This window comes from Euzebyales bacterium, assembly GCA_036374135.1.
GTDB lineage: Bacteria > Actinomycetota > Nitriliruptoria > Euzebyales > JAHELV01 > JAHELV01.
On the sequence record DASUUK010000068.1, the window covers coordinates 85,015 to 105,612 of the forward strand.

Below are 20,598 nucleotides of genomic sequence, written 5' to 3' on the forward strand. Positions count from 1 at the left end.
AACGAGTCAGATGTACGGGCTGCACCGCCCATCGGTGAGGAGAACCTGAAGTGGAGATTGACAGCATTCGCGCACGGGAGCTACTGGATTCCCGCGGAAATCCCACCATCGAAGTCGACTGCCTGCTGATCGACGGCGCGTTCGGCCGGGCCATCGTGCCCAGCGGCGCCTCGACGGGCCAGTTCGAAGCCGTCGAGCTGCGCGACGACGATGACCGGTTCGGCGGCAAGGGCGTGCGGCAGGCCGTCGACAACGTCAACGGGCCCATCGCCGACGACATCACCGGCATGGACGCCACCGGCCAGCGATCCGTCGATGCGCGGCTGCTTGACCTCGACGGTACCGACGACAAGTCGAACCTCGGCGCCAACGCGCTGCTGGGCGTGAGCCTGGCCGTGGCGCGCGCCGCCGCCGAGTCGCGGGCGCTGCCGCTGTACGCCTATCTGGGCGGGCCGAACGCCCACCTGCTGCCGGTGCCGATGATGAACATCCTGAACGGCGGATCCCATGCCGACTCGAACGTGGACTTCCAGGAGTTCATGATCGCCCCGGTGGGTGCTCCGTCGTTCGCGGAGGCGGTCCGGATGGGCGCCGAGGTCTACCAGGCGCTCAAGGGCGTGCTGAAGGGGTCGAGCCTGTCGACCGGTCTCGGCGACGAGGGCGGGTTCGCACCGGAGCTCGAGTCCAACGTCGCTGCGCTCGACCTGATCGTCGAAGCGATCGAGAAGGCGGGCTACGCCCCCGGTGACGACGTGGCGCTCGCGATGGACGTCGCAGCGAGCGAGTTCTTCGACGATGGTGCCTACCAGCTGGAGGGCGAGGGGCGCACGCTGTCGTCCACCGAGATGGTGGAACTGCTCGCGGGCCTCGTCGACCAGTATCCGATCGTGTCGATCGAGGACGGGCTCGATGAGGAGGACTGGGGTGCGTGGCAGCAGCTGACGTCACAGGTCGGTGACCGCTGCCAGCTGGTCGGTGACGACCTGTTCGTCACCAACTCGCAGCGGGTGCGCCGCGGCATCACGGAGCGCAGCGCGAACAGCGTCCTCGTGAAGGTCAATCAGATCGGTACGCTGACGGAGACGTTGGACACGATGGACCTCGCCCACAGGTCCGGATGGACGTGCATGGTGAGCCACCGGTCCGGCGAGACGGAGGACACGACGATCGCGGACCTGGTGGTCGCGACGAACGCAGGGCAGATCAAGAGTGGCGCGCCGGCGCGCACCGACCGTGTCGCCAAGTACAACCAACTGCTGCGCATCGAGGAACTGCTGGGCGACGCCGCCCGCTACGCAGGTGTCGACGCCTTCCCGAGGACGTACCAACGAGACGACTGACCGCTGACGGGGCCCGGTTCCGCGGATCACGCGTCGACCGGCTCCGCTGGGTACAACGCACAGGAGCGTGGCCGCATGGCTTCTTCCCTCCGCTCCATCATCGACCGGACCCGGAACCACCTCGCGGAGAAGCGAGGGCGGATCGTCGACGCCGTCCGCGCGTACCGGCGGTTCGTCGTCGGCGTGATCGCACTGCTGGCACTGCTGGCGTTCATGGCGGCGGCGCCCATCCGCGCACTCGATGCGGCCAACCAGCGTGTCGAACACCTGCGCGCGACCAAGCAGCAACTGACCGCGAGCGTAACCGAGCTCGAACGTGAGCGCGCCCGGCTGCAGGACCGCGGACACATCGAGCTGTTGGCGCGCCGTCGGTTCGGGCTCGTCCGGCCGGGCGAAACCGCGTACGTGGTGGTCACTCCGGAGGACGAGCTCAGGAAGGACGGCGGGCCGCCGGAGGGGGCGGGGCACCGGGCCTGGTACCGCTGGCTGTTCGATGCCGTGGTCGACATGCTGCCGTCCTGAGCACCGATGCCCGCGCCCCCGCCCGTCGTCGGCGGTCCTGTCCACAGCGCCGCGTTCGCCGAGTTGGATGCCACCACCCTGTACGCGATCCTTCAGCTACGCGCCGAAGTCTTCGTGGTCGAGCAGCGGTGCGCCTATTGTGATCCGGATGGACGGGACATCGACGGCGCCACGCGGCACCTGTGGCTGGCCGACGAGCGCGGCGGTCTCGTCGCGTACGCGCGCACGCTCGACGAGGGCCGCGACCGCACGCGGGTGGGGCGCGTCGTGACGGCTCCGCATGCGAGGGGCCACGGGTTGGCCGATCGTCTCGTGCGGCATGTCGTGGCGCACGCGCCGGGACCGGTGCTCGCGGCCGCGCAGGCGCACCTGACCGACTGGTATGCACAGCGCGGTTTCGTCGTGGTCGGCCAGCGCTACGTGGAGGACGGCATCCCGCACGTGCCCATGCGGCACCCCGGACCGACCGCCGGGCGCGCCACGTGAGCGAGGACGCCCTGCGGCCGGCGCCCGACGCATCGTACGAGGCGCAGCGCTCGCGCACGCCGATGGATCCCGACGAGGCACGGCTGGCGGCGCGCATGATCGGCCGTCCGCTGCGAGGTCGCTCGGCAGCGGCCGTGCGCTGCGTATGGGGCCTGCCCGCCGTGCTGCGCGTGGATCCCCGGCTTGACGACGGCACACCCTTTCCGACCGTGTTCTGGCTGAGCTGCCCGGTCGCGCGCCGTGCCGTGGGCGGCGTCGAGGCCAGTGGCATCATGCGCGACCTGACCGACCGGCTCGCCGCCGACGATGATCTGGCGGACGACTACCGTGCGGCCCATGATCGGTACGTCGCGTTCCGCGGCGAGCTCGGCCCCGCGGTACCGGGGGATCCCAGCGCGGGTGGCATGCCCGGCCGCGTCAAGTGCCTCCACGCGTTGTACGGGCACCACCTCGCAACCAGAGACAACCCGATCGGCGCGTGGGTCGGCGAACAGATCGAACCGTTGGCCTGCCCGGGGCCCTGTGTGCGCGGCGACGACGACGATGCCTGAGCGATCCCGCGACGGCCGGCTGGTCGCGGCCGTCGACTGCGGCACCAACTCGACGCGCCTGCTGGTCGCACGTGCCGGCCGACCGCTGAGGTCCGTGATCCGCGTGACCCGCATCACCCGCCTCGGTTCCGGTGTCGACGCCACCGGCCGGTTGTCGGACGCCGCGATCGGGCGCGTCGCCGACGTCCTGGCCGGGTACGCGGGCATCTGGCGGACCTGGAACGTCGACGGGGTGGGCGTGACGGCGACCAGCGCCGTGCGCGACGCGATCGATGGCGAGCGTTTCCTCGACGTGGTGCATGCCGTGACCGGTGTGCGACCGGTCGTGCTGAGCGGTCGCCAGGAGGCTGCGCTGACGTTCGCAGGGGCGACCGCCGACCGGACCGGCCATCACGTCGTGTGTGACATCGGCGGTGGCTCCACCGAGCTCAGCGTCGGCGACGGGGAGTTGCGCCACGCGATCAGCCTGCAGGTGGGCAGCGTGCGGCTGCGGGAACGACACCTGGCCGGCGATCCTCCCACGCCGGAGGAGTACGCGGCGCTGGTGGCAGGCGTCGACGACGAACTGCGAGCGATCCCGGACGCGTTCGCCGACCGGTCGCGGTCGGCGCCACTGGTGGCGGTCGCTGGCACCGCACTGACCGTCGCGGCCGTCGCACGCGACGCCACGGCTGACGACCTCGACCGGCTCGACGGGACCGTGCTGTCGGCCGCCGAGGTCAACCAGGTGGTCGAGGACCTGGCCTGGCTGACCTCGCCCGACCGGCTGACGCACCCGGCGATCGCTCCCGGGCGGGAGGATGTCATCGTGGCCGGCGCGCTCGTGCTCGCCCGTGTGATGGCGCGCCTGGGCCATGCGGCGGTCGAGGTTCGCGTCGCCGACCTGCTCGACGGGATTGCCGACCGCGTGGCGGCCGGCCGCTGGCCGCCACCCTCCGAGGGATCCACGTCGTGAGCGCCTCGAGCGGCGTCACCGGCGGGCCGACGCCGTGAGCGCGAATCCGCCACGCTGGCAGCGGCTGCGCTCGCACATCCAGGCGCTGGCCGCGTCGGACGTCGACCACGCGACGGACCGCGTCGGCGCGGTGCTCGTGCTGCTCGATGACGCCGACGACGACCTGACGTTCGTGCTGACACGCCGTCGCCACGACCTGCCGACGCATCCCGGACAGGTGTCGTTCGCCGGGGGACGCCGTGAGCCCGGGGAGTCCACGCGCGCCGCGGCGCTGCGTGAGGCCACCGAGGAGATCGGGTTGCGACCGGACTCGGTGGAGGTCGTGGGGCGGCTGCCGGTCTTCTACATCCCTCCCTCGCGCTTCTGGATGGCGCCGGTCGTCGCCCACTGGCGCCGACCGCACGAACTGCGCGCGCAGGAGTCCGAGGTCGCGGCGATCGTGCGCGCGCCCCTGTCGGTGCTGACCGACAGTGACCGGTGGAGGAAGATCCGGTTGTCGGTCACCGGCTGGTCGTGGGCGTGGCAACTCGACGACGATGCGCTGCTGTGGGGCGCCACCGGCGTGGTCGTGGCGATGCTCCTCGACGTCATCGAGCCGGGCTGGCGGCGCGGGCTCCAGCCCGGCGACCTGCCCGACGGACGGGAGGCCAAGCCCTGGCTTGATCCCGCGCTCGAGCGGCGTGTGCAGGCGGCGCGTCTGCCCGGCACACCCACGCTACCGCGCACGGCCGTCCGGATGCCCGGACCACCGGTCGTCACCCGGGTACGCGCCGCTGGCCGGGCGGTCGCCGACGCGGCCCGCCGGCTCCACGAGCACCTGCGCACGGCGGTCGTGCTCGCCGGGCCGGGACGGACCGGGGCGATCGGGCGGGCGAGCGCACAGGCCCTGCTCGAAGCGGGCGTCGACGTGGTGACGTTCGGCGTGGACTCCCACCCGGAGGTGCCGGCGACGCACTTCACCGGCACACTTCCCGAAGCGCACGTCTACATCGACGCACTCGTCGGAGGCGGTCAGGAGGGTCGGTTGCGCGGCACGGCGCTCGAGATGATCCTGGCGCTGCGGGCACGCGCCGCGCCTATCGTGGCGGTCGACCTGCCCAGCGGCCTGCACCCGACCGAGGGGCTGATCGGCGATGCCGTGGCCGCGACGGTCACGATCGCCATCGACGGCATGTGGCCGGCGCTCGATCACGCGGGCCTCGCACCGTTCGTCGGCGATCTGTACCTGTGGCGTCCGGGCGAGGACGGGGTCACCCGCCTGGTCGGGGGTCCCGAACGCACGGCGACCGGAGGCTGGCGTGAGTGAGGCGCACCGATGACCCTGCTGGAGAACCTGCTCGCCCACCGCAGCACGTTGTCGGAGGACGCGGTCGACCACCTCCAGGCGCTGCTGGGGGAGTGGCAGACGTTGGCGGACATGTCGTTCGCCGACCTGCTGCTGTGGGTTCGCTGCGAGCTCGCGGACGAGACGCCGGCGTACCTGTGCGTGGGCCAGATGCGCCCGTACACCACGCAGACCATCTACACCGAGGACCTCGTGGGACAGGTCTTCCCGACGAGCGCGCGCCCGATGGTCGGACGGGCGCTCGTCGAGCAGCGGGTCATCCGCGACGCCGACCCGGACTGGTCGACCGGCGTGCCGGTCCGCGAGGAGGCGATCCCCATCAGGTTCCGCGGCGAGGTCATCGCCGCCATCACCCGCGAGTCGAACGTGTCGACCGCACGTGCTCCGTCACAGCTCGAGCTCACCTACCTGCAGACCGCCGGTGAGCTGGCGCAGATGATGGCGGAGGGCACGCTGCCGCATCCCGACGCCAGCCGCGACGAGCGCGAGCTCGCGCCACGGGTCGGTGACGGGATCATCCGTGTCGACGGTGACGGGGTGGTCGGGTTCGCGTCGCCGAACGCGATCTCGGCGTACCGGCGGCTGGGCAGCCTCGACTCCGTCATGGGATCGCACGTCGAGCGACTGGATCCCGAGCCGCGCCAGCTGCTCGACAGCCTGAGGACCGGTGTCCCGGTCGACGCCGAGGTCGAGGTCAACGACGCGGTCGTGATCCGCCGGTTCATCCCGCTGATCGCCAACCGCCGGACCATCGGGGCCCTGCTGCTGGTGCGGGAGGTCACGGAGCTGCGCCAGCACGAGCGCGCGCTGATGGTCAAGGACGCGACCATCCGGGAGATCCACCACCGGGTCAAGAACAACCTGCAGACCGTGGCGGCGCTGCTGCGGCTGCAGGCGCGGCGGTTGAAGTCGGACGAGGCGCGTGCGGCGCTGGGCGAGAGCGTGCGCCGGATCACGTCGATCGCGTTGGTCCACGAGACGCTGAGCGAGGAGGCGCGCCAGCGCGTGCCCTTCACCCGCATCGCCCGTCGCATCATCGACATGCTGGCACAGGGCCTCGTGGGGCCCGACATGCCGGTGGAGTTCGAGCTCACTGGCGATCCCGACGAGCTGTCGGCCGAGGTGGCGACCCCACTCGCCCTGGTCATCGCCGAACTGCTCCAGAACTGCGTCGAGCACGCGTTCCCCTACGACGTCGAGCCGCCGCGTGACGGGGCGCGTGTGACCGTCCACTTCGACCGGGGCGACCGCCACCTGCGGGTGGTGGTCGCGGACAACGGGGTCGGGCTGCCCGAGGGCACGTCGCTGGACGACATCGCGAACCTGGGTCTGCGCATCTCGCGGACGCTGCTCGAGACCGAGCTGGGCGGGACGTTCGACTGGTGCCGCGGCAACCCCGGCACCACCGTCGAGCTGCACGTGCCGCTGCGCCCCGCCACGGCATGAGCCGCGGGCCGAATCTCGGCCTCACCTCGTTGACGGCCCTGGTCGATCGTTGAAATCACTTGCCTGGGAGCCCCCGATACCCGGTGATCCGACGGGTCCTGCTCCCCATGAGCCGAAGGGGGCTCTACATACGCAAACGGCCGCTACAGGCCCAGCTCGCGCGAGATGAGGATGCGCTGGATCTCGGATGTGCCCTCGCCGATCTCCAGCACCTTGGCGTCCTGGTAGAAGCGACCGACCCGCGACTCGGTCATGAAGCCGTACCCACCGAAGATCTGCACCGCCTCACGCGCGGCCGTCACGGCGGCCTCCGACGAGTACAGCTTGGCGATCGATGCCTCCTTCTTGTACGGCAGCCCCTCGGACCGCCGCCACGCCGCGTTGTGGTAGAGGTGCCGCGACGCCTGAGCCGCGACCTCGAGGTCGGCGATCTTGAACGCGATGGCCTGGTGGTCCCCCAACGGTCTGCCGAACGCGGTCCGTTCACCCGCGTACCGCACGCACTCGTCGATGCAGCCCTGGATCAGCCCGGTGGCCAGCGCGGCGATCGCGATGCGGCCGTCGTCCAGCGTCTGCAGGAACTGACGGAACCCGGCGCCCCGCTCGCCGAGCGTGTGGTCGACCGGGACGCGGAGGTCGTGCATCGCGAGCTCGCGGGTGTCCGACGCGTGCCAGCCGACCTTGCGGTACGGCGGGGCGATGGTCAGTCCAGGCGTGTCGGCCGGGACGATGATCGCTGTGAGCTCGTCGTCGTCGGTCCACGCGGTCACGGTGATGATCGACGTCAGTTCGGTTCCGGCGTTCGTGATGAACACCTTCGAGCCGTTGATGATCCACTGGTCGCCGTCGCGTACCGCACGTGTCGTGGTGCCGCCGAGGTTGTCCGATCCACCGCCGGGCTCGGACAGGCCGAACGCGCCGAGCGCCTCACCGCGGCACAGTGCCGGCAGCCACCGTTGCTTCTGCTCATCGGTGCCGTAGCGGTCCAGGGGAGCAGCCCCGAGCCCGACCGCCGCCTCCAGCGTGATGCCGAGCGACTGATCGACCCGTCCGATCTCCTCGATGGCCAGGCACAGCGTCAGGAAGTCACCGCCCATGCCGTCGTAGCGCTCGTCGAAGGGGATGCCGAACAGGCCGAGGTCGCCCATCTGGCGAACGACGTCGACGGGGAAGCGGTGCTCGGCGTTGACCTCGTCGGCGATCGGTGCGATGACCTCGTCGGCGAAGTCGCGAACGACCTTGCGGAACTCCTCCTGCTCGGGAGCGAGGGCGAACGACAGGCTCACGGATGCCTCCTGATCACGCGGCGGCCACCTCCGGGACGCCACAACTGCAGCGTATGTTCCGGCGTCGTCGTCGCACACGTCGATCTGGCCGGGAACCTTCTCTGCTAGGGTGCGTACGGCAGATGGTGGGTCGTGCGCGACAAGGTAGGGGCGGCATGAAGGCATTCCGACCGTGGACGGCGATCCTCGCGACGGCGTTGATGCTGGTCGGGCTCCTGCCCACAGCCGCCGGGGCGCAGACCGCCCCGGTGATCAACGAGTTCGTGGCGAACCACGCGGGCACGGACACCACCGAGTTCATCGAGGTCGCGGGTGCTCCGTCGACGGATCTCAGCGGGCTCACCGTCCTGGAGATCGAGGGTGACGGCACCGGCGCGGGCGTCGTCGACGGCGTCTTCGACGTCGGCACGACCAACGCCGACGGCTACTGGACGACGGACTTCCTCAACAACGAGATCGAGAACGGGACGATCACGTTGCTGCTCGTGGAGGGGTTCGCCGGCGCGGCCGGCGACGACCTCGACGCCGACAACGACGGCGCCCCTGACAGCGCGCCCTGGTCGGCGATCCTCGACGCCGTCGCGGTCACGGACGGCGACAGCGACGACCTCGCGTACGCCGACGTCGTGCTGGCGCCCGGCTTCGACGGAGACGGGTTCACGCCGGGCGGCGCGTCCCGCATCCCCGACGCGACCGACACCGACGCGGTCGCCGACTGGACCCGCAACGACTTCGACGGCGCCGGCCTGCCCGGATTCGCCGGCACGCTCGATGAGGGTGAGGCGCTCAACACCCCGGGAGCCGAGAACACGACAGAGCTCGATGACGGCCTCGTGCTCGGATCGTGTGGCGACGACGCGACGTTGATCCACGACGTGCAGGGCGACGGCGCGACGAGCCCACTCGTCGGCGGACGGGTCGTCGTCGAAGGCGTGGTCGTCGGCGACTTCCAGACCGGCGCCGCAGGCGAGGACGGCGACCTGGGCGGCTTCTACGTCCAGGAGGAGGACGCGGACGCCGACACCGACCTCGGGACATCGGAGGGCGTGTTCGTCTTCGACGACGGGGTCGTCGTGGGGGTGGGCGACGTCGTCCGTGTGCTGGCGGGCGTGTCGGAGTTCGAGACGTCGGGCGGTGCGTCGTCACAGACCCAGCTGAGCGGCGCGGAGGTCCTGGTCTGCGGGGATGCGCCGTTGCCCGCGCCGGCCACGGTCACGCTTCCGGTCGACTCGCCCGACGTGTTCGAGAGCTACGAGGGCATGCGGACGGTCTTCCCGCAGAATCTGGTGATCTCGGAGTATTTCAACTACGACCGCTTCGGCGAGATCGTCCTGTCGCTGCCGTTCGGCGACCCCGCACTCGGCGAGGACCGCCTGTTCCAGCCGACCGCAGTGGTCGAGCCGGGCACCGAGGCAATCGATCTGGCCGGGCAGATCGAACTGCGCCGCATCACGCTGGACGACGGCCTGAGCAGCCAGAACCCCGAGGTGACGCGTCATCCCAACGGGGAACCGTTCGCGCTGGACAACCGGTTCCGTGGCGGCGACCTGGTCGGAGACGCGATCGGTGTCATCGATGAGACCTTCGGGCTGTACCGGATCCAGCCGACAGCGCCGGCCGACTACACACAGGTCAACCCGCGCGACGACGTGCCCGACGTCGGCGGCGACGTCACCGTGGCGACGTTCAACGTCCTCAACTACTTCCTGACGCTCGACGGCAGCGGTCCGATCTGCGGGCCGGACCTCGACCAGGACTGCCGCGGTGCCGACACCGCCGAGGAGTTCGAGCGCCAGCGCGCGAAGATCCTGGCGGCGCTCGCCGCGATTGACGCCGACGTGTTCGGGCTGATCGAGATGGAGAACACGACCGGCGTGTCGCCGCTGGCCGACATCGTCGACGGGCTCAACGACCTGCTCGGTCCTGGCACCTACGACTACATCGACACCGGCACGATCGGGTCGGACGCGATCAAGGTCGGGATCATCTACAAGCCGGCCAACGTCACGCCCGTGGGCGACTACGCGATCCTCGACTCGTCCGTGGACCCGCGGTTCCTCGACGAGTTCAACCGGCCGGTGCTCGCGCAGACGTTCGCCGACGACGGTGGTGTGTTCACCGTCGCGGTCAACCACCTGAAGTCGAAGGGCTCCGACTGCGACGACGTCGGCGACCCCGACACCGGTGACGGTCAGGGCAACTGCAACGTGACACGCACGCAGGCCGCCGAGGCGCTGGCCGACTGGCTGGCGACCGACCCGACCGGCAGCGGCGACGCCGACGTGCTGATCATCGGCGACCTCAACAGCTACGACCACGAGGACCCGATCGACGCGCTCCGCGAGGGCGCGGACGACGACCTCGGGACCGCCGACGACTACACCGACCTGCTGCTCGCCTACCAGGGCGAACTGGCCTACACGTACGTCTTCGACGGCCTGGTCGGCTACCTCGACTACGCGATGGCCAACCAGACGCTGACGCGGCAGGTCACGGGCGCCGCGGCGTGGCACATCAACGCCGACGAGCCCGACATCCTCGACTACGACACGTCGTTCAAGAGCGACGGCCAGGCCGCGCTCTACGAGCCCAACCCGTACCGGTCGTCCGACCACGATCCGGTGATCGTCGGCCTCGACCTCAACGCGTCCCCCGTGTGCGAGGCCGCGGTGGCGGGCCCTGACCGGCTGTTCCCGCCGAACCACCAGTTCGTCGAGATCGCGATCGACGGTGTCACAGACCCTGAAGGCGACCCCGTGACGATCGTCGTCGACAGCATCTTCTCCGACGAGGCCGTGGATGCCGAGGACAGTGGCGACACCGCGCCCGACGCGCGTGGCGTAGGCGAGTCGACCGCCGAGGTTCGCGCCGAACGCGTCGGCGACGGCAACGGTCGCGTCTACACGATCGGGTTCACCGCGACCGACGCGTTCGGCGGCTCCTGCACGGGCGAGGTCACCGTCGGTGTGCCGGTCGGGCGGCGCGGTGAGGTCGTGAACGACGGCCCGGACTTCGACGCCACGGTCGTGCCGTAGGGCAGTGATGAGGAGAGGAACCGACCGGGGATTCCGACCCCGGTGGGCTCATCATCACTGAGGCGTGATGACACGTCGCCTCGAAGGGGTCAGCGCGCGGTCACGCCCCGACCTGACGACGATCAGCGACGGGCTGCGCACCTGACGGGCCCGCCCGACCGGTCACGTGGTCAGCTGGCGAGCCGACGCCGACGCTGACGGCTGCGGCGCAGCGACCGACGCTCGTCCTCGCTCAGTCCGCCCCAGACGCCCGCGTCCTGGTTGGTCTCGAGCGCCCACTCGAGGCACGCCTCGATGACCTCGCATCGATGGCAGACCTGCTTGGCGCGCTCGAGCTGCTCGAGTGCGGGGCCCGTGGAGCCCACGGGGAAGAACAGCTCGGGGTCCTCGTCGAGGCAGGCAGCTCGCTGTCGCCAGTCCATAGCGGAATGCTCGCTTTCTCACCGTGAACGTCTGCGGGGAACGAAGGTTGCGACCGGGAGCTTTCCGGGCGTCGCAGACCCTCAATCCCTTGTGAAACGGAGCACAAGCCCGTTGTGTGCCTGACTGTACTGCTGCGTCGGAGGACCGTAAAGGCTGTTCTTTCGGCCGATACCCCCCATCAACCGTGTGCTATGTTCGCCCGTTGCGCTGCTGGTCCACGCTGGGCGACCGGGGGGTCAGGCGATCACCCGCAGGGCATCGCGAACGCTGCGGAACACGACCCGTTCGCTCGCACCGACGAAATCGCCGTCGAGTTGGAGCGCCAGTGGTCGATCGGCCTCGCAGATGACCTCCGGCAGGTCCGACAGCAGGTTGACGAACCGCAGTTGGCCGATGTCACCGGTCGACAACGCCGTCCAGGCCGTGCGGGCGATCGCGAGCGGGCTCAGACGCGACAGGCCGGTCAGGGCCAGGTCGCCCTCGATGTCGGCGACCGGGCACAGTTCGGCGGCGCGCCGGCCGAGATACGTGTACGGCCGGGCGTTGGCGCACACCACCCACCGCTGCTCCGACAGCAGCGGGTTGTCCTGGGTGCGTACGGTGATGCACGCGCGTCGGACGCCGGTGGACATCGCGGCTGCCTGGACGGCGCACCACACGAACGAGGCCTGGCGGACCGTGCGCTTGAGGTGGTACCGCTGCTCGACGAGACGCACGACCTCGGCGTCGAAGCCGAAGCCGGCGTGGAACGCGAAGTAGCGGTCGTTGGCCAGTCCGAGATTGACGGTCCGGATGCGATCGTCGGCCAGGCGGCCCAGGATCGCATTCGTGGCCGCGATCGGTTCGTTCGGCAGACCGAGACTGCGCGCCAGCACGTTCGTCGACCCGCCCGGGATGATCGCCAGCGCCACCGGCGTCGTGGCGATGCCCTGGATCACCTCGTTGACCGTCCCGTCGCCGCCGAGGACGATCACCGCGTCGAACCCCTCGTCCGCGGCGCCGACCGCCAGGAAGCCGGCGTGGTTGCGGCGCTTCGTCGGGACGGCCTCGAGCTCGAGGGATCCGCGCAGCGCACGCGTGATCACGTCGATCACGGCCGTGGTCGTGGTCGTGGCGGTCGGGTTGTACAGCAGCAGCGCCCGCATGGCGTCGCCCAACCCCTAGAAGCTGACGTCGCCGTTGTCCATGCCGCGGCGCAGGAACTCGAGGATCCGCGTGAGCAGCCGGGACACGTGCATCTGGCTGATGCCGACGTGGTCAGCGATCCGCGACTGGGTCATGCCCCGGAAGAAGCGCAGGAACAGGATCGTCCGCTCGCGCTCGGGCAGTTCGGCGATCAACGGCGCCAGCGACGCGAAGTACTCGAGGTTGTCCAGCGCGATGTCGTCCTCGCCCATGCGGTCCAGTCGCAGGGGTGAGTCCCCGTCGTCGGAGCCCGACGGGGCGTCCAACGACGTGGTCGAGTACGCCTGCCCGCTCTCGAGCGCTTCCAGCACGTCCTCCTCGCTGACGCCGGCGTGGCGGGCGATCTCGGTGACGGTGGGGGAGCGGCCCAGCTGCTGGGTCAACGTGGCGACGACCTTGTTCAGCCGCAGGCTCAGCTCCTGCAACCTCCGGGGCACGCGGATGGCCCAGCCCTTGTCACGGAAGTAGCGCTTGAGCTCGCCGACGATCGTCGGTGTCGCATAGGTCGAGAACTCGACACCGCGTTCGAGATCGAACCGGTCGATCGCCTTGAGCAGACCCACGCTGCCGACCTGGATCAGATCGTCGAGCGGCTCGCCGCGATCGCGGAAGCGCTTGGCCAGATACTCGACCAGGGGCAGGTGCAGGTGGGCCAGTGTCGCCCTGATCTCAGGATCACCGGTCGCCCGCAGCTGGGCGAACAGGTCCTTCGTGTCGTCTCGGGTGTAGCTCGTCTTCAACCTTGAGCCTCGGAATCGTGGTCGTTGCGAAGTCGGTGCTTGACGAGCTCGAGGCTGGCGCGTGTGCCGTCGAGCGAGGTGGATACGTCGTCGGTCAGTGCCTGCAGGATCATCCAGCTGAACGAGGACCGGTCGACCACGGTGTCGGGCGACGTGACGTTCGTCGACAGCCGGATGCGTAGGACCTCGTCCGTGATCAGCGCGCGCAGCTCCAACGGCGCGCCGTCGCCATGACGTAGAAGCAGCACAGCGGCCTCCTCTACAGCCATCCGCAGATCGTCGACCTGCTCCAGCGTATAGTCCCGCCGCGCGGCGATACCGCTGACGACCGTACGTAGTAGCGTGAAGTGATCTGCGAGCGGTGGCACGCGCAGTGTCACAGTGGGTGCGTCCAAGGCTTCCTCTCCGACGACTGGCGGAGCAGAAGAATACCGACCCGCTCGCGCACTTACCGTTCGAGGTGACCGGGCACCGGGGCAGGCGCAGCGGTCCAATCCGTGGAGACCATCATGGCGATCGACATCGACACGTACTTCCGAGGCTTGGCGGCTGAGCAGCTGCGCGAGTTCGGCGACCGGATGCTGGCGCTGTCACGCGAGGCTGAGGAAGCCAACGCGCACATGGCCGCCATGCATCTCGCCGACATCGCCACCCAGCTCGAGGACATCGCGCGGGAGGCGTCACCCGAGACCCAGCAGGCTACCTGAGGGCGGTCGGCACGACGTGAGCACCAACCTGCCCGGTCACCTGCACGGACCGACACGGGACTGGTTCACGTCGTCGTTCACGGCACCGACCCGGGCGCAGATCGGCGGGTGGGACGCGATCGCCGACGGCGCCAACGTGCTTGTCAGCGCGCCGACCGGGTCCGGCAAGACGCTGGCGGCGTTCCTGGCGGGTCTGGACCGCCTGCTGTTCACGGCACCGCCGGAGGGCGAGCGGACGACGCGGCTGCTGTACGTCTCGCCGCTCAAGGCCCTGGCGTATGACGTCGACCGCAACCTGCGGGCGCCGCTCGTTGGGATCACGTACGCGGCCGAACGGGCCGGCGTCACGGCGCACCCGGTCGACGTCGGCATGCGGACCGGCGACACCCCGGCGGCCGAGCGTCGCCGACTCGCCCGCACCCCTCCGGACATCCTGATCACGACGCCGGAGTCGCTGTACCTGCTGCTGACGTCACGCGCGCGCGAGGCCCTCGGTGCGGTGGACACGGTCATCGTCGACGAGGTGCACGCGGTCGCGGGCACCAAGCGCGGCGCCCACCTGGCCGTCACGCTCGAGCGCCTGGAGCACCTGCGGTCGGTGTCCGGCGCGGCGCGACCGCTCCAGCGTGTCGGGCTGTCGGCGACGCAGCGACCGCTCGACGAAGTCGCGCGATTCCTCGGTGGGGGTGACGGTGGCGCGCGCGACTGGACGCCGCGACCTGTCCGCATCGTCGAGGCACCGGCCGACCGCGAGCTCGACGTCGAGATCGTCGTGCCGGTTGAGGACATGGGCCGCCTGGGCGAGCTCATGGACGAGCCGGCCACCGGCCCCGCCGCCGGAGGCACCGAGGTCCGTCGCAGCATCTGGCCGGCGGTCCACCCGCGCATCCTCGACCTGATCCGTGCACATCGCTCGACGATCGTGTTCGCCAACTCGCGCCGGCTGGCCGAACGCCTGTGCTCGCGGCTCAACGATCTGGCCGCCGAGGACGATCCCGACGCGCCACCGCTCGCGCGCGCCCACCACGGTTCGGTCGCCCGCGAGCAGCGCCTGCAGATCGAGGAGGCGCTGAAGTCGGGCGCGCTGCGCTGCGTGGTGGCCACGTCGTCGTTGGAGCTCGGCATCGACATGGGCAGCGTCGACCTGGTCGTCCAGGTCGAGTCGCCGAAGTCGGTGTCGTCGGGGCTCCAGCGCATCGGGCGTGCCGGCCACCACGTCGGTGGCACCAGCATCGGCAAGGTGTTCCCGAAGTACCGGGGCGACCTGGTCGAGTGCGCTGTGGTCGTGCGACGCATGCTCGACGGGGAGATCGAACGGACGCGCTATCCCCGCACGCCGCTGGACGTGCTCGCGCAGCAGGTCGTCGCGATGTCAGCCATGGACCCCTGGCAGGTCGACGATCTGCTCGCGTGCCTGCGGGGTGCGGCCAACTTCGCCGAGCTGTCGCGTGGCCAGCTGGACGGCGTGCTCGACATGCTCAGCGGCCGGTACCCGTCGGACGAGTTCGCGGAGCTGCGCCCGCGCATCACCTGGGACCGCGTGGCCGACCGCATCGAGGGCCGCCGCGGCGCGCAGCGGCTGGCGGTCACGTCGGGTGGCACGATCCCCGACCGGGGTCTGTACGGGGTGTTCATCGCCGGAGGGGGCGAGGGGCCGGGAGCGGGCGAGCGCCAGCGAGCCGGCGGGCGGGGATATCGCAGGGTTGGTGAACTGGACGAGGAAATGGTCTACGAGACGAGACCCGGTGAGACGTTCACGCTCGGCTCGACGACCTGGCGCATCGAGGACATCACCCGCGACCAGGTGCTCGTCTCGCCGGCCCCGGGCGAGCAGGGCAAGCTGCCGTTCTGGCACGGTGACGGGCTGGGCCGGCCGATCGAGGTCGGCCGTGCCGTCGGTGCGTTCCTGCGGGAGACGACCGACGCCGCGCGGTCCGGCGGTACAGGTCGCCTCACGATCGACTACGGCCTGGACGATCTGGCCGCGCAGAACCTGGCCACCTACCTCGGCGAGCAGGCCGAGGCGACCGGCGCGGTGCCCAGCGACCGCTCGATCGTCGTCGAGCGCTTCCGCGACGAGATCGGCGACTGGCGGATCTGCCTGCTGTCGCCGTTCGGTGGCCGCGTGCACGCGCCGTGGGCGCTGGCGATCGAAGCGCGGCTGCGCGAACGTTTCGGTGTGCCCGTGCAGACCATGCACGCCGACGACGGCATCGTCATCCGTGTGCCCGACGGCACGGAGGCCGAGGCCTCAGTCCTGGACCTGCTGACGATCGATCCCGACGACGTCGAGGACCTGGTCGTAGGCGAGCTCGCCAACGCGACGCTGTTCGCGTCACGGTTCCGGGAGTGCGCGGCGAGGGCACTGCTGCTGCCACGACGCCGCCCGGACGGGCGCACCCCGCTGTGGCAGCAGCGCCAGCGTGCTGCGGACCTGCTGGCCGTCGCCAGCCGCTACGGCCAGTTCCCGATCCTGCTGGAGACCTACCGCGAGTGCCTCCGCGACGTGTTCGATGTGCCGGCGCTCGCGGATCTGCTGCGCGACGTCGCCGCGCGACGGGTCCGCATGGTCGAGGTCGAGACACCGACCGCCTCGCCGTTCGCGTCCTCGTTGCTGTTCAACTACATCGCCAGCTACATGTACGAGGGCGACGCGCCGCTGGCCGAGCGTCGTGCCGCCGCGCTCAGCCTGGATCGCGAGCTGCTGGCCGAACTGGTCGGCAGCGACGAGCTGCGCGAGCTGATCGACACCGACGCGTTGGCCGAGCTCGAGCTCGAGCTGCAGCGCCTGGCGCCGGACCGGCGCGTCCGTGACGCCGACGATGTACATGACCTCCTGCGCACCATCGGCGACCTGCGCACCGACGAGCTCGTCGCCCGCACCACCGTCGGCGAGGACGAGGTCGCGGCGTGGCTCGATGAGCTCGTCCAGGCGCGGCGCGTGTACGCGACCCAGATCGCCGGCGAGCGCCGATGGGTGGCGGCCGAGGACGCCGGGCGCCTGCGCGACGGGCTCGGCATCCCACCGCCGTCCGGGCTGCCGGACGCCTTCCTCGAGCCCGTGCGCCGTCCCCTCATCGATCTCGTCGCCCGGTACGCTCGTACGCACGGGCCGTTCTACGCGGGAGACGTCGCGGCGCGGCTGGGGCTGCCGACCGACGCCGTCGCGCTGGCGCTGGCCGAGCTCGAACGTGACGAACGCGTGACCCTCGGCGAGTTCCGCCCCGGCGGAGTGCGCCGCGAGTGGTGCGACGCCGAGGTCCTGCGCCGCGTCCGACGTCGGTCGCTCGCCGCGCTGCGGCGCGAGGTCGAGCCGGTCGAGCCCGACGCGCTGGCGCGGTTCCTCCCGGGCTGGCAGGGGGTGAGGGCGAGCGTCAGCGAGCCAGCGGGCGGGGACCGGTACGCCGCTGGGCGGCTACGGGGGGTCGACCGGACGCTGGAGGTCGTCGAGCAGCTGCAGGGCGCGCCGGTCCCGGCAAGCGTGCTCGAGGTCGACGTGCTGCCCCTGCGTGTGGCCGACTACCGCGGCGCCTGGTTGGACGAGTTGCTGGCGACCGGCGACGTCGTGTGGGTCGGGCGTGGGCCGTTGGGCTCCGATGACGGCCGCGTCGCGCTCTACCTGCGCGATCAGGCGCCGTTGCTGGCACCCATGCCACCCGATGAGCTCGAGCCGCCGCTGGACGGCCCGGTGCACGCGGCGCTGCTGGCGCACCTGTCCGAGCGCGGGGCGTCGTTCTGGTCGCAGCTGTACGTGGCGGCGTGGGGTGAGGGCGAGCGTCAGCGAGCCGGCGGGCGGGGATCGGACAGCGGCGAGCGTCAGCGAGCCGGCGGGCGGGGATCGGACAGCGGCGAGCGTCAGCGAGCCGGCGGGCGGGGATCGGACAGCGGGAGCGGGCAGGACGAGGTCGTCGAGGCGCTGTGGGACCTGGTGTGGGCCGGCCTCGTAACCAACGACAGCCTCCAGGCCCTGCGTGCGCTGCGTAGCGGCGCGCCCCGGCGCGGCACGTCCCGACGCCGGCGGCGACCGGGTCGCGTGGCCAGCCGCAGCGGGCCACCCCGTGCGGCGGGACGGTGGTCGCTGACCGCGGAGCTGCTCGGTGACGACGTGCGACCCACCGCGCGCGCGACGGCGCTGGCGGCGCAGCTGCTGGACCGCTACGGCGTGCTGACCCGCGACGCCGTACGCGCCGAGGACGTCGTCGGTGGGTTCAGTGCCGTGTACGGCGTGCTGCGCGCGATGGAGGAGTCGGGCCGCACCCGCCGCGGTTACTTCGTCGAGGGCCTCGGCGGCGCCCAGTTCGCGGTGCCGGGCGCTGTCGACCGCCTGCGAGCCGTGCGCACGGCCGAAGTGGCAGGCGAGGACGCCGCGGCGCGCGTGCTGGCCGCCACGGATCCAGCCAACCCGTTCGGTGCCGCGCTGGAGTGGCCGACACCGGCACACGACGGCCGGCACCTGCCGAAGCGCGCCGCGGGTGCGCTGGTCGCGATCGTCGCCGGTGAGCTCGTCGCGTACGTCGAGCGTGGTGGGCGCTCGCTGCTCACGTTCACCGACGACCCCGACCGCCTCGCCACCGCCGCCGAGGCGCTCGCGGACACCGTGGACGAGGGCCGGGTCGATCGCCTGCAGCTGCAGCGCGTCGACGGTGCGGCTCCGACCGACCAGCCGGTGCTGGAGCACCTGCGGGCGGTCGGCTTCGTCGACCATCCGCGCGGACTGATCCGACGCCGCGGCGGCGGGGGGCGCGCCGCGGGACGGCTGGTGGGATGACGTGCCCGAGGGCGACACGATCTTCCGCGCCGCGAAGACGCTGCGGCGGGCGTTGGCCGGCGAGACGGTCACTGCGGTCGCGACCACGGTCGGGCAGGTGCGCCAGCTCGGCGAGCAGCGCCTCGTCGGCCAGATCGTCCGTGAGATCGAGCCGCGCGGCAAACACCTGCTGATCTGGTTCGCTCCCAGCGGACTGGCGCTGCACAGCCACATGCGCATGTCCGGGTCGTGGCACCTGTACCGGCACGGGCAGCGGTGGCGCAGGCCGCGGCACCTGCTGCGCTTCCGGCTGGAGACCGCCGAATGGCTGGCCCTGTGCTTCTCGGCGCCGGTGATCGAGCTGCTGTCCGCGGATCAGGTCGCCCGGCATCCGTCGCTGGTGGCTCTCGGACCGGACGCGCTCGGCGACTCGCCGGACCTGGCCGAGGCCCGACGTCGTCTCGACGCCGCCCGGCACGCCACCATCGGTGAGGCGCTGCTGGACCAGCGGGTGATCGCTGGCATCGGCAACGTGTACAAGAACGAAGTGCTGTTCATCCACAGCCTCGATCCGTGGACGCCGGTGGCCGACGTCGCCCACGAGACGCGCGACGCGCTGCTCGACACGGCGGTCCGGCTGCTGCGGCGCAACGTCGGCCCGGGTCAGGTCCGCCGTGTCACGACCGGTGTGGGCGGCACCGGCAACGATCTGTTCGTCTACGGCCGGCACCGACGGCCGTGCCCACGCTGTCAGCGGCCGATCGCCGTGGCACGCCAGGGCGAGCAGGGCCGGCTGACCTACTGGTGCCGGTCGTGCCAGGGGCCGGGGCGGCCATGAGGTCCGTGCTCCTGGAACCTGTCGACGCTCGCGGGGGCCATGGCGGTGCCGGCCACAGGGAGCATTCGTGGCCGATCTGGGCGACGAGCGCCGTTCCCCGTGGTCGTCCCGGCGTGGCGGCGACCGCCGCCGCGGTGCGGGCGATCGCCTGGCTACTTCGCGTCGAGGATCGCGACGTCGGCCGCCTCCGGTCCGCGACGGGACGCGACGATGACGAAGCTCACACGCGCGTCGGTCGGCAGCGTCCGGAACCCGCTGCCCATGATCGCCGAGTGGTGGACGTACACGTCGAGGCCGTCGTCCGAGCGGATGTAGCCGAACCCCTTGTGGGAGAACCACTGCACACGGCCGGTCGCTCTGGCCGCGGTGTCCTCCGGGAACGTGCGTCGCTCGGTCGTCGCCATCGTTGCACTCCCGGCTGCTGCAGCCGACGTCGGGGCCTGGGTCATGTGTCCTGCCGAACCCAGCTGTACACGCGGGCGTCGCAGGGGGCATCAGCCAGGTTGGGGAGGACCACCCAGCGTCGCAACGTGCCCTCGTAGGTCATACCGGATCGCTCGAGAACCTTGATCGATCGCACGTGGTCGACGGCACAGTAGGCCCACACGCGGTAGATGTCGGGTTGTGATACCAGCCACGACATGACCGCACCGAGGGCCTCGGACATCAGCCCGTGGCCCCACCGGTCGGGTGCCAGGACGTAGCCGATCTCGACCCCGTGGGGCGTGTCGACCGCGCCGAGCGCGCCGATCGGCGTGGACGAGCCGCGTGGCACGAGCGCCCAGATGCACTCGCTGCCCTCGTTCCAGCTCACCTGCGCGCCGGCGAGGAACTCGCGCGTCTCCTCGACCACCTCGTGGGTCCGCCAGGACAGGTAGCGGGTCGCCTGCGGGTCGCTGGCGTAGGCGTCGAACAGCGCCTCGGCGTCGGCGACGGTGACCGGCCGCAACCGCAGGCGCTCGGTCGTGAGTTGGCGAGGAGGATGCATGGCG

Annotated in this window: 18 protein-coding genes; 11 read left to right on the forward strand and 7 right to left on the reverse strand. The window is 71.0% G+C overall.

Going from position 1 to position 20,598, the window contains the following annotated elements:
• Window positions 1-50: 50 nt before the first annotated feature.
• The 7 genes from eno to VFZ70_11725 all read left to right on the forward strand — a co-directional run bounded on the left by eno (window position 51) and on the right by VFZ70_11725 (window position 6,645).
• Window positions 51-1,340, forward strand: a complete 1,290-nt coding sequence (gene eno, locus VFZ70_11695) for a phosphopyruvate hydratase (GenBank protein HEX6256458.1) — start codon at window positions 51-53, stop codon at window positions 1,338-1,340.
• Window positions 1,341-1,415: 75 nt separating this feature from the next.
• Window positions 1,416-1,862 (forward strand): septum formation initiator family protein, encoded by a 447-nt coding sequence (locus tag VFZ70_11700; GenBank protein ID HEX6256459.1) that lies wholly within the window; start codon window positions 1,416-1,418, stop codon window positions 1,860-1,862.
• 6 nt (window positions 1,863-1,868) lie between these two features.
• Window positions 1,869-2,348, forward strand: coding sequence for a GNAT family N-acetyltransferase (locus VFZ70_11705; GenBank protein ID HEX6256460.1), 480 nt, complete (start codon window positions 1,869-1,871; stop codon window positions 2,346-2,348).
• Window positions 2,345-2,899, forward strand: coding sequence for a DUF501 domain-containing protein (locus VFZ70_11710; protein HEX6256461.1), 555 nt, complete (start codon window positions 2,345-2,347; stop codon window positions 2,897-2,899). The genes VFZ70_11705 and VFZ70_11710 overlap by 4 nt, the downstream gene beginning before the upstream one ends.
• Window positions 2,892-3,854 carry a hypothetical protein gene (locus tag VFZ70_11715; protein HEX6256462.1) on the forward strand — a complete coding sequence of 321 codons (963 nt, stop codon included), beginning with the start codon at window positions 2,892-2,894 and terminating at the stop codon, window positions 3,852-3,854. Before VFZ70_11710 ends, VFZ70_11715 begins: the two co-directional genes overlap by 8 nt.
• A 34-nt stretch (window positions 3,855-3,888) precedes the next feature.
• Entirely contained in the window at window positions 3,889-5,160 is a 1,272-nt protein-coding gene (locus VFZ70_11720; protein HEX6256463.1) for an NAD(P)H-hydrate epimerase, read from the forward strand.
• Window positions 5,161-5,169: 9 nt separating this feature from the next.
• Window positions 5,170-6,645: a histidine kinase N-terminal domain-containing protein gene (locus VFZ70_11725; protein ID HEX6256464.1), complete on the forward strand. Its 1,476-nt coding sequence runs from the start codon at window positions 5,170-5,172 to the stop codon at window positions 6,643-6,645.
• A gap of 143 nt (window positions 6,646-6,788) precedes the next feature.
• On the opposite strand, the gene VFZ70_11730 is transcribed toward VFZ70_11725, so the two are convergent.
• Window positions 6,789-7,931, reverse strand: a complete 1,143-nt coding sequence (locus VFZ70_11730; GenBank protein ID HEX6256465.1) for an acyl-CoA dehydrogenase family protein — start codon at window positions 7,929-7,931, stop codon at window positions 6,789-6,791.
• 155 nt (window positions 7,932-8,086) lie between these two features.
• On the opposite strand from VFZ70_11730, the gene VFZ70_11735 reads away from it, so the two are divergent.
• Window positions 8,087-10,966, forward strand: coding sequence for an ExeM/NucH family extracellular endonuclease (locus tag VFZ70_11735; GenBank protein ID HEX6256466.1), 2,880 nt, complete (start codon window positions 8,087-8,089; stop codon window positions 10,964-10,966).
• A 170-nt stretch (window positions 10,967-11,136) separates the two neighbouring features.
• Here VFZ70_11735 and VFZ70_11740 read toward each other — a convergent pair whose 3' ends face one another.
• The 4 genes from VFZ70_11740 to VFZ70_11755 form a co-directional block, all read right to left on the reverse strand.
• Window positions 11,137-11,388, reverse strand: a complete 252-nt coding sequence (locus VFZ70_11740) for a WhiB family transcriptional regulator (GenBank protein ID HEX6256467.1) — start codon at window positions 11,386-11,388, stop codon at window positions 11,137-11,139.
• Window positions 11,389-11,625: 237 nt separating this feature from the next.
• A complete protein-coding gene (locus VFZ70_11745) occupies window positions 11,626-12,546 on the reverse strand; it encodes a diacylglycerol kinase family protein (protein HEX6256468.1) in 921 nt (306 codons plus the stop codon).
• Window positions 12,547-12,549: 3 nt separating this feature from the next.
• Entirely contained in the window at window positions 12,550-13,314 is a 765-nt protein-coding gene (locus VFZ70_11750) for an RNA polymerase sigma factor SigF (GenBank protein ID HEX6256469.1), read from the reverse strand.
• Window positions 13,311-13,709 carry a hypothetical protein gene (locus VFZ70_11755; GenBank protein ID HEX6256470.1) on the reverse strand — a complete coding sequence of 133 codons (399 nt, stop codon included), beginning with the start codon at window positions 13,707-13,709 and terminating at the stop codon, window positions 13,311-13,313. The genes VFZ70_11750 and VFZ70_11755 overlap by 4 nt, the downstream gene beginning before the upstream one ends.
• Before the next feature lie 114 nt (window positions 13,710-13,823).
• On the opposite strand from VFZ70_11755, the gene VFZ70_11760 reads away from it, so the two are divergent.
• The 3 genes from VFZ70_11760 to VFZ70_11770 are packed head-to-tail and all read left to right on the forward strand — an operon-like array spanning window position 13,824 to window position 19,606.
• Window positions 13,824-14,021, forward strand: a complete 198-nt coding sequence (locus VFZ70_11760) for a hypothetical protein (GenBank protein HEX6256471.1) — start codon at window positions 13,824-13,826, stop codon at window positions 14,019-14,021.
• A 16-nt stretch (window positions 14,022-14,037) separates the two neighbouring features.
• Complete coding sequence (locus VFZ70_11765) at window positions 14,038-18,789, forward strand: DEAD/DEAH box helicase (GenBank protein HEX6256472.1); 4,752 nt, start codon at window positions 14,038-14,040, stop codon at window positions 18,787-18,789.
• Between the two features lies 1 nt (window position 18,790).
• Window positions 18,791-19,606, forward strand: coding sequence for a DNA-formamidopyrimidine glycosylase family protein (locus tag VFZ70_11770; GenBank protein ID HEX6256473.1), 816 nt, complete (start codon window positions 18,791-18,793; stop codon window positions 19,604-19,606).
• Window positions 19,607-19,758: 152 nt separating this feature from the next.
• Here VFZ70_11770 and VFZ70_11775 read toward each other — a convergent pair whose 3' ends face one another.
• Together VFZ70_11775 and VFZ70_11780 are read right to left on the reverse strand one after the other, a co-directional pair.
• Window positions 19,759-20,010, reverse strand: coding sequence for a cold shock domain-containing protein (locus VFZ70_11775; protein ID HEX6256474.1), 252 nt, complete (start codon window positions 20,008-20,010; stop codon window positions 19,759-19,761).
• Between the two features lie 41 nt (window positions 20,011-20,051).
• The gene (locus VFZ70_11780) at window positions 20,052-20,594 is read right to left on the reverse strand and encodes a GNAT family N-acetyltransferase (GenBank protein ID HEX6256475.1); all 543 of its coding nucleotides are present in this window, start codon (window positions 20,592-20,594) and stop codon (window positions 20,052-20,054) included.
• Window positions 20,595-20,598 lie beyond the last annotated feature (4 nt).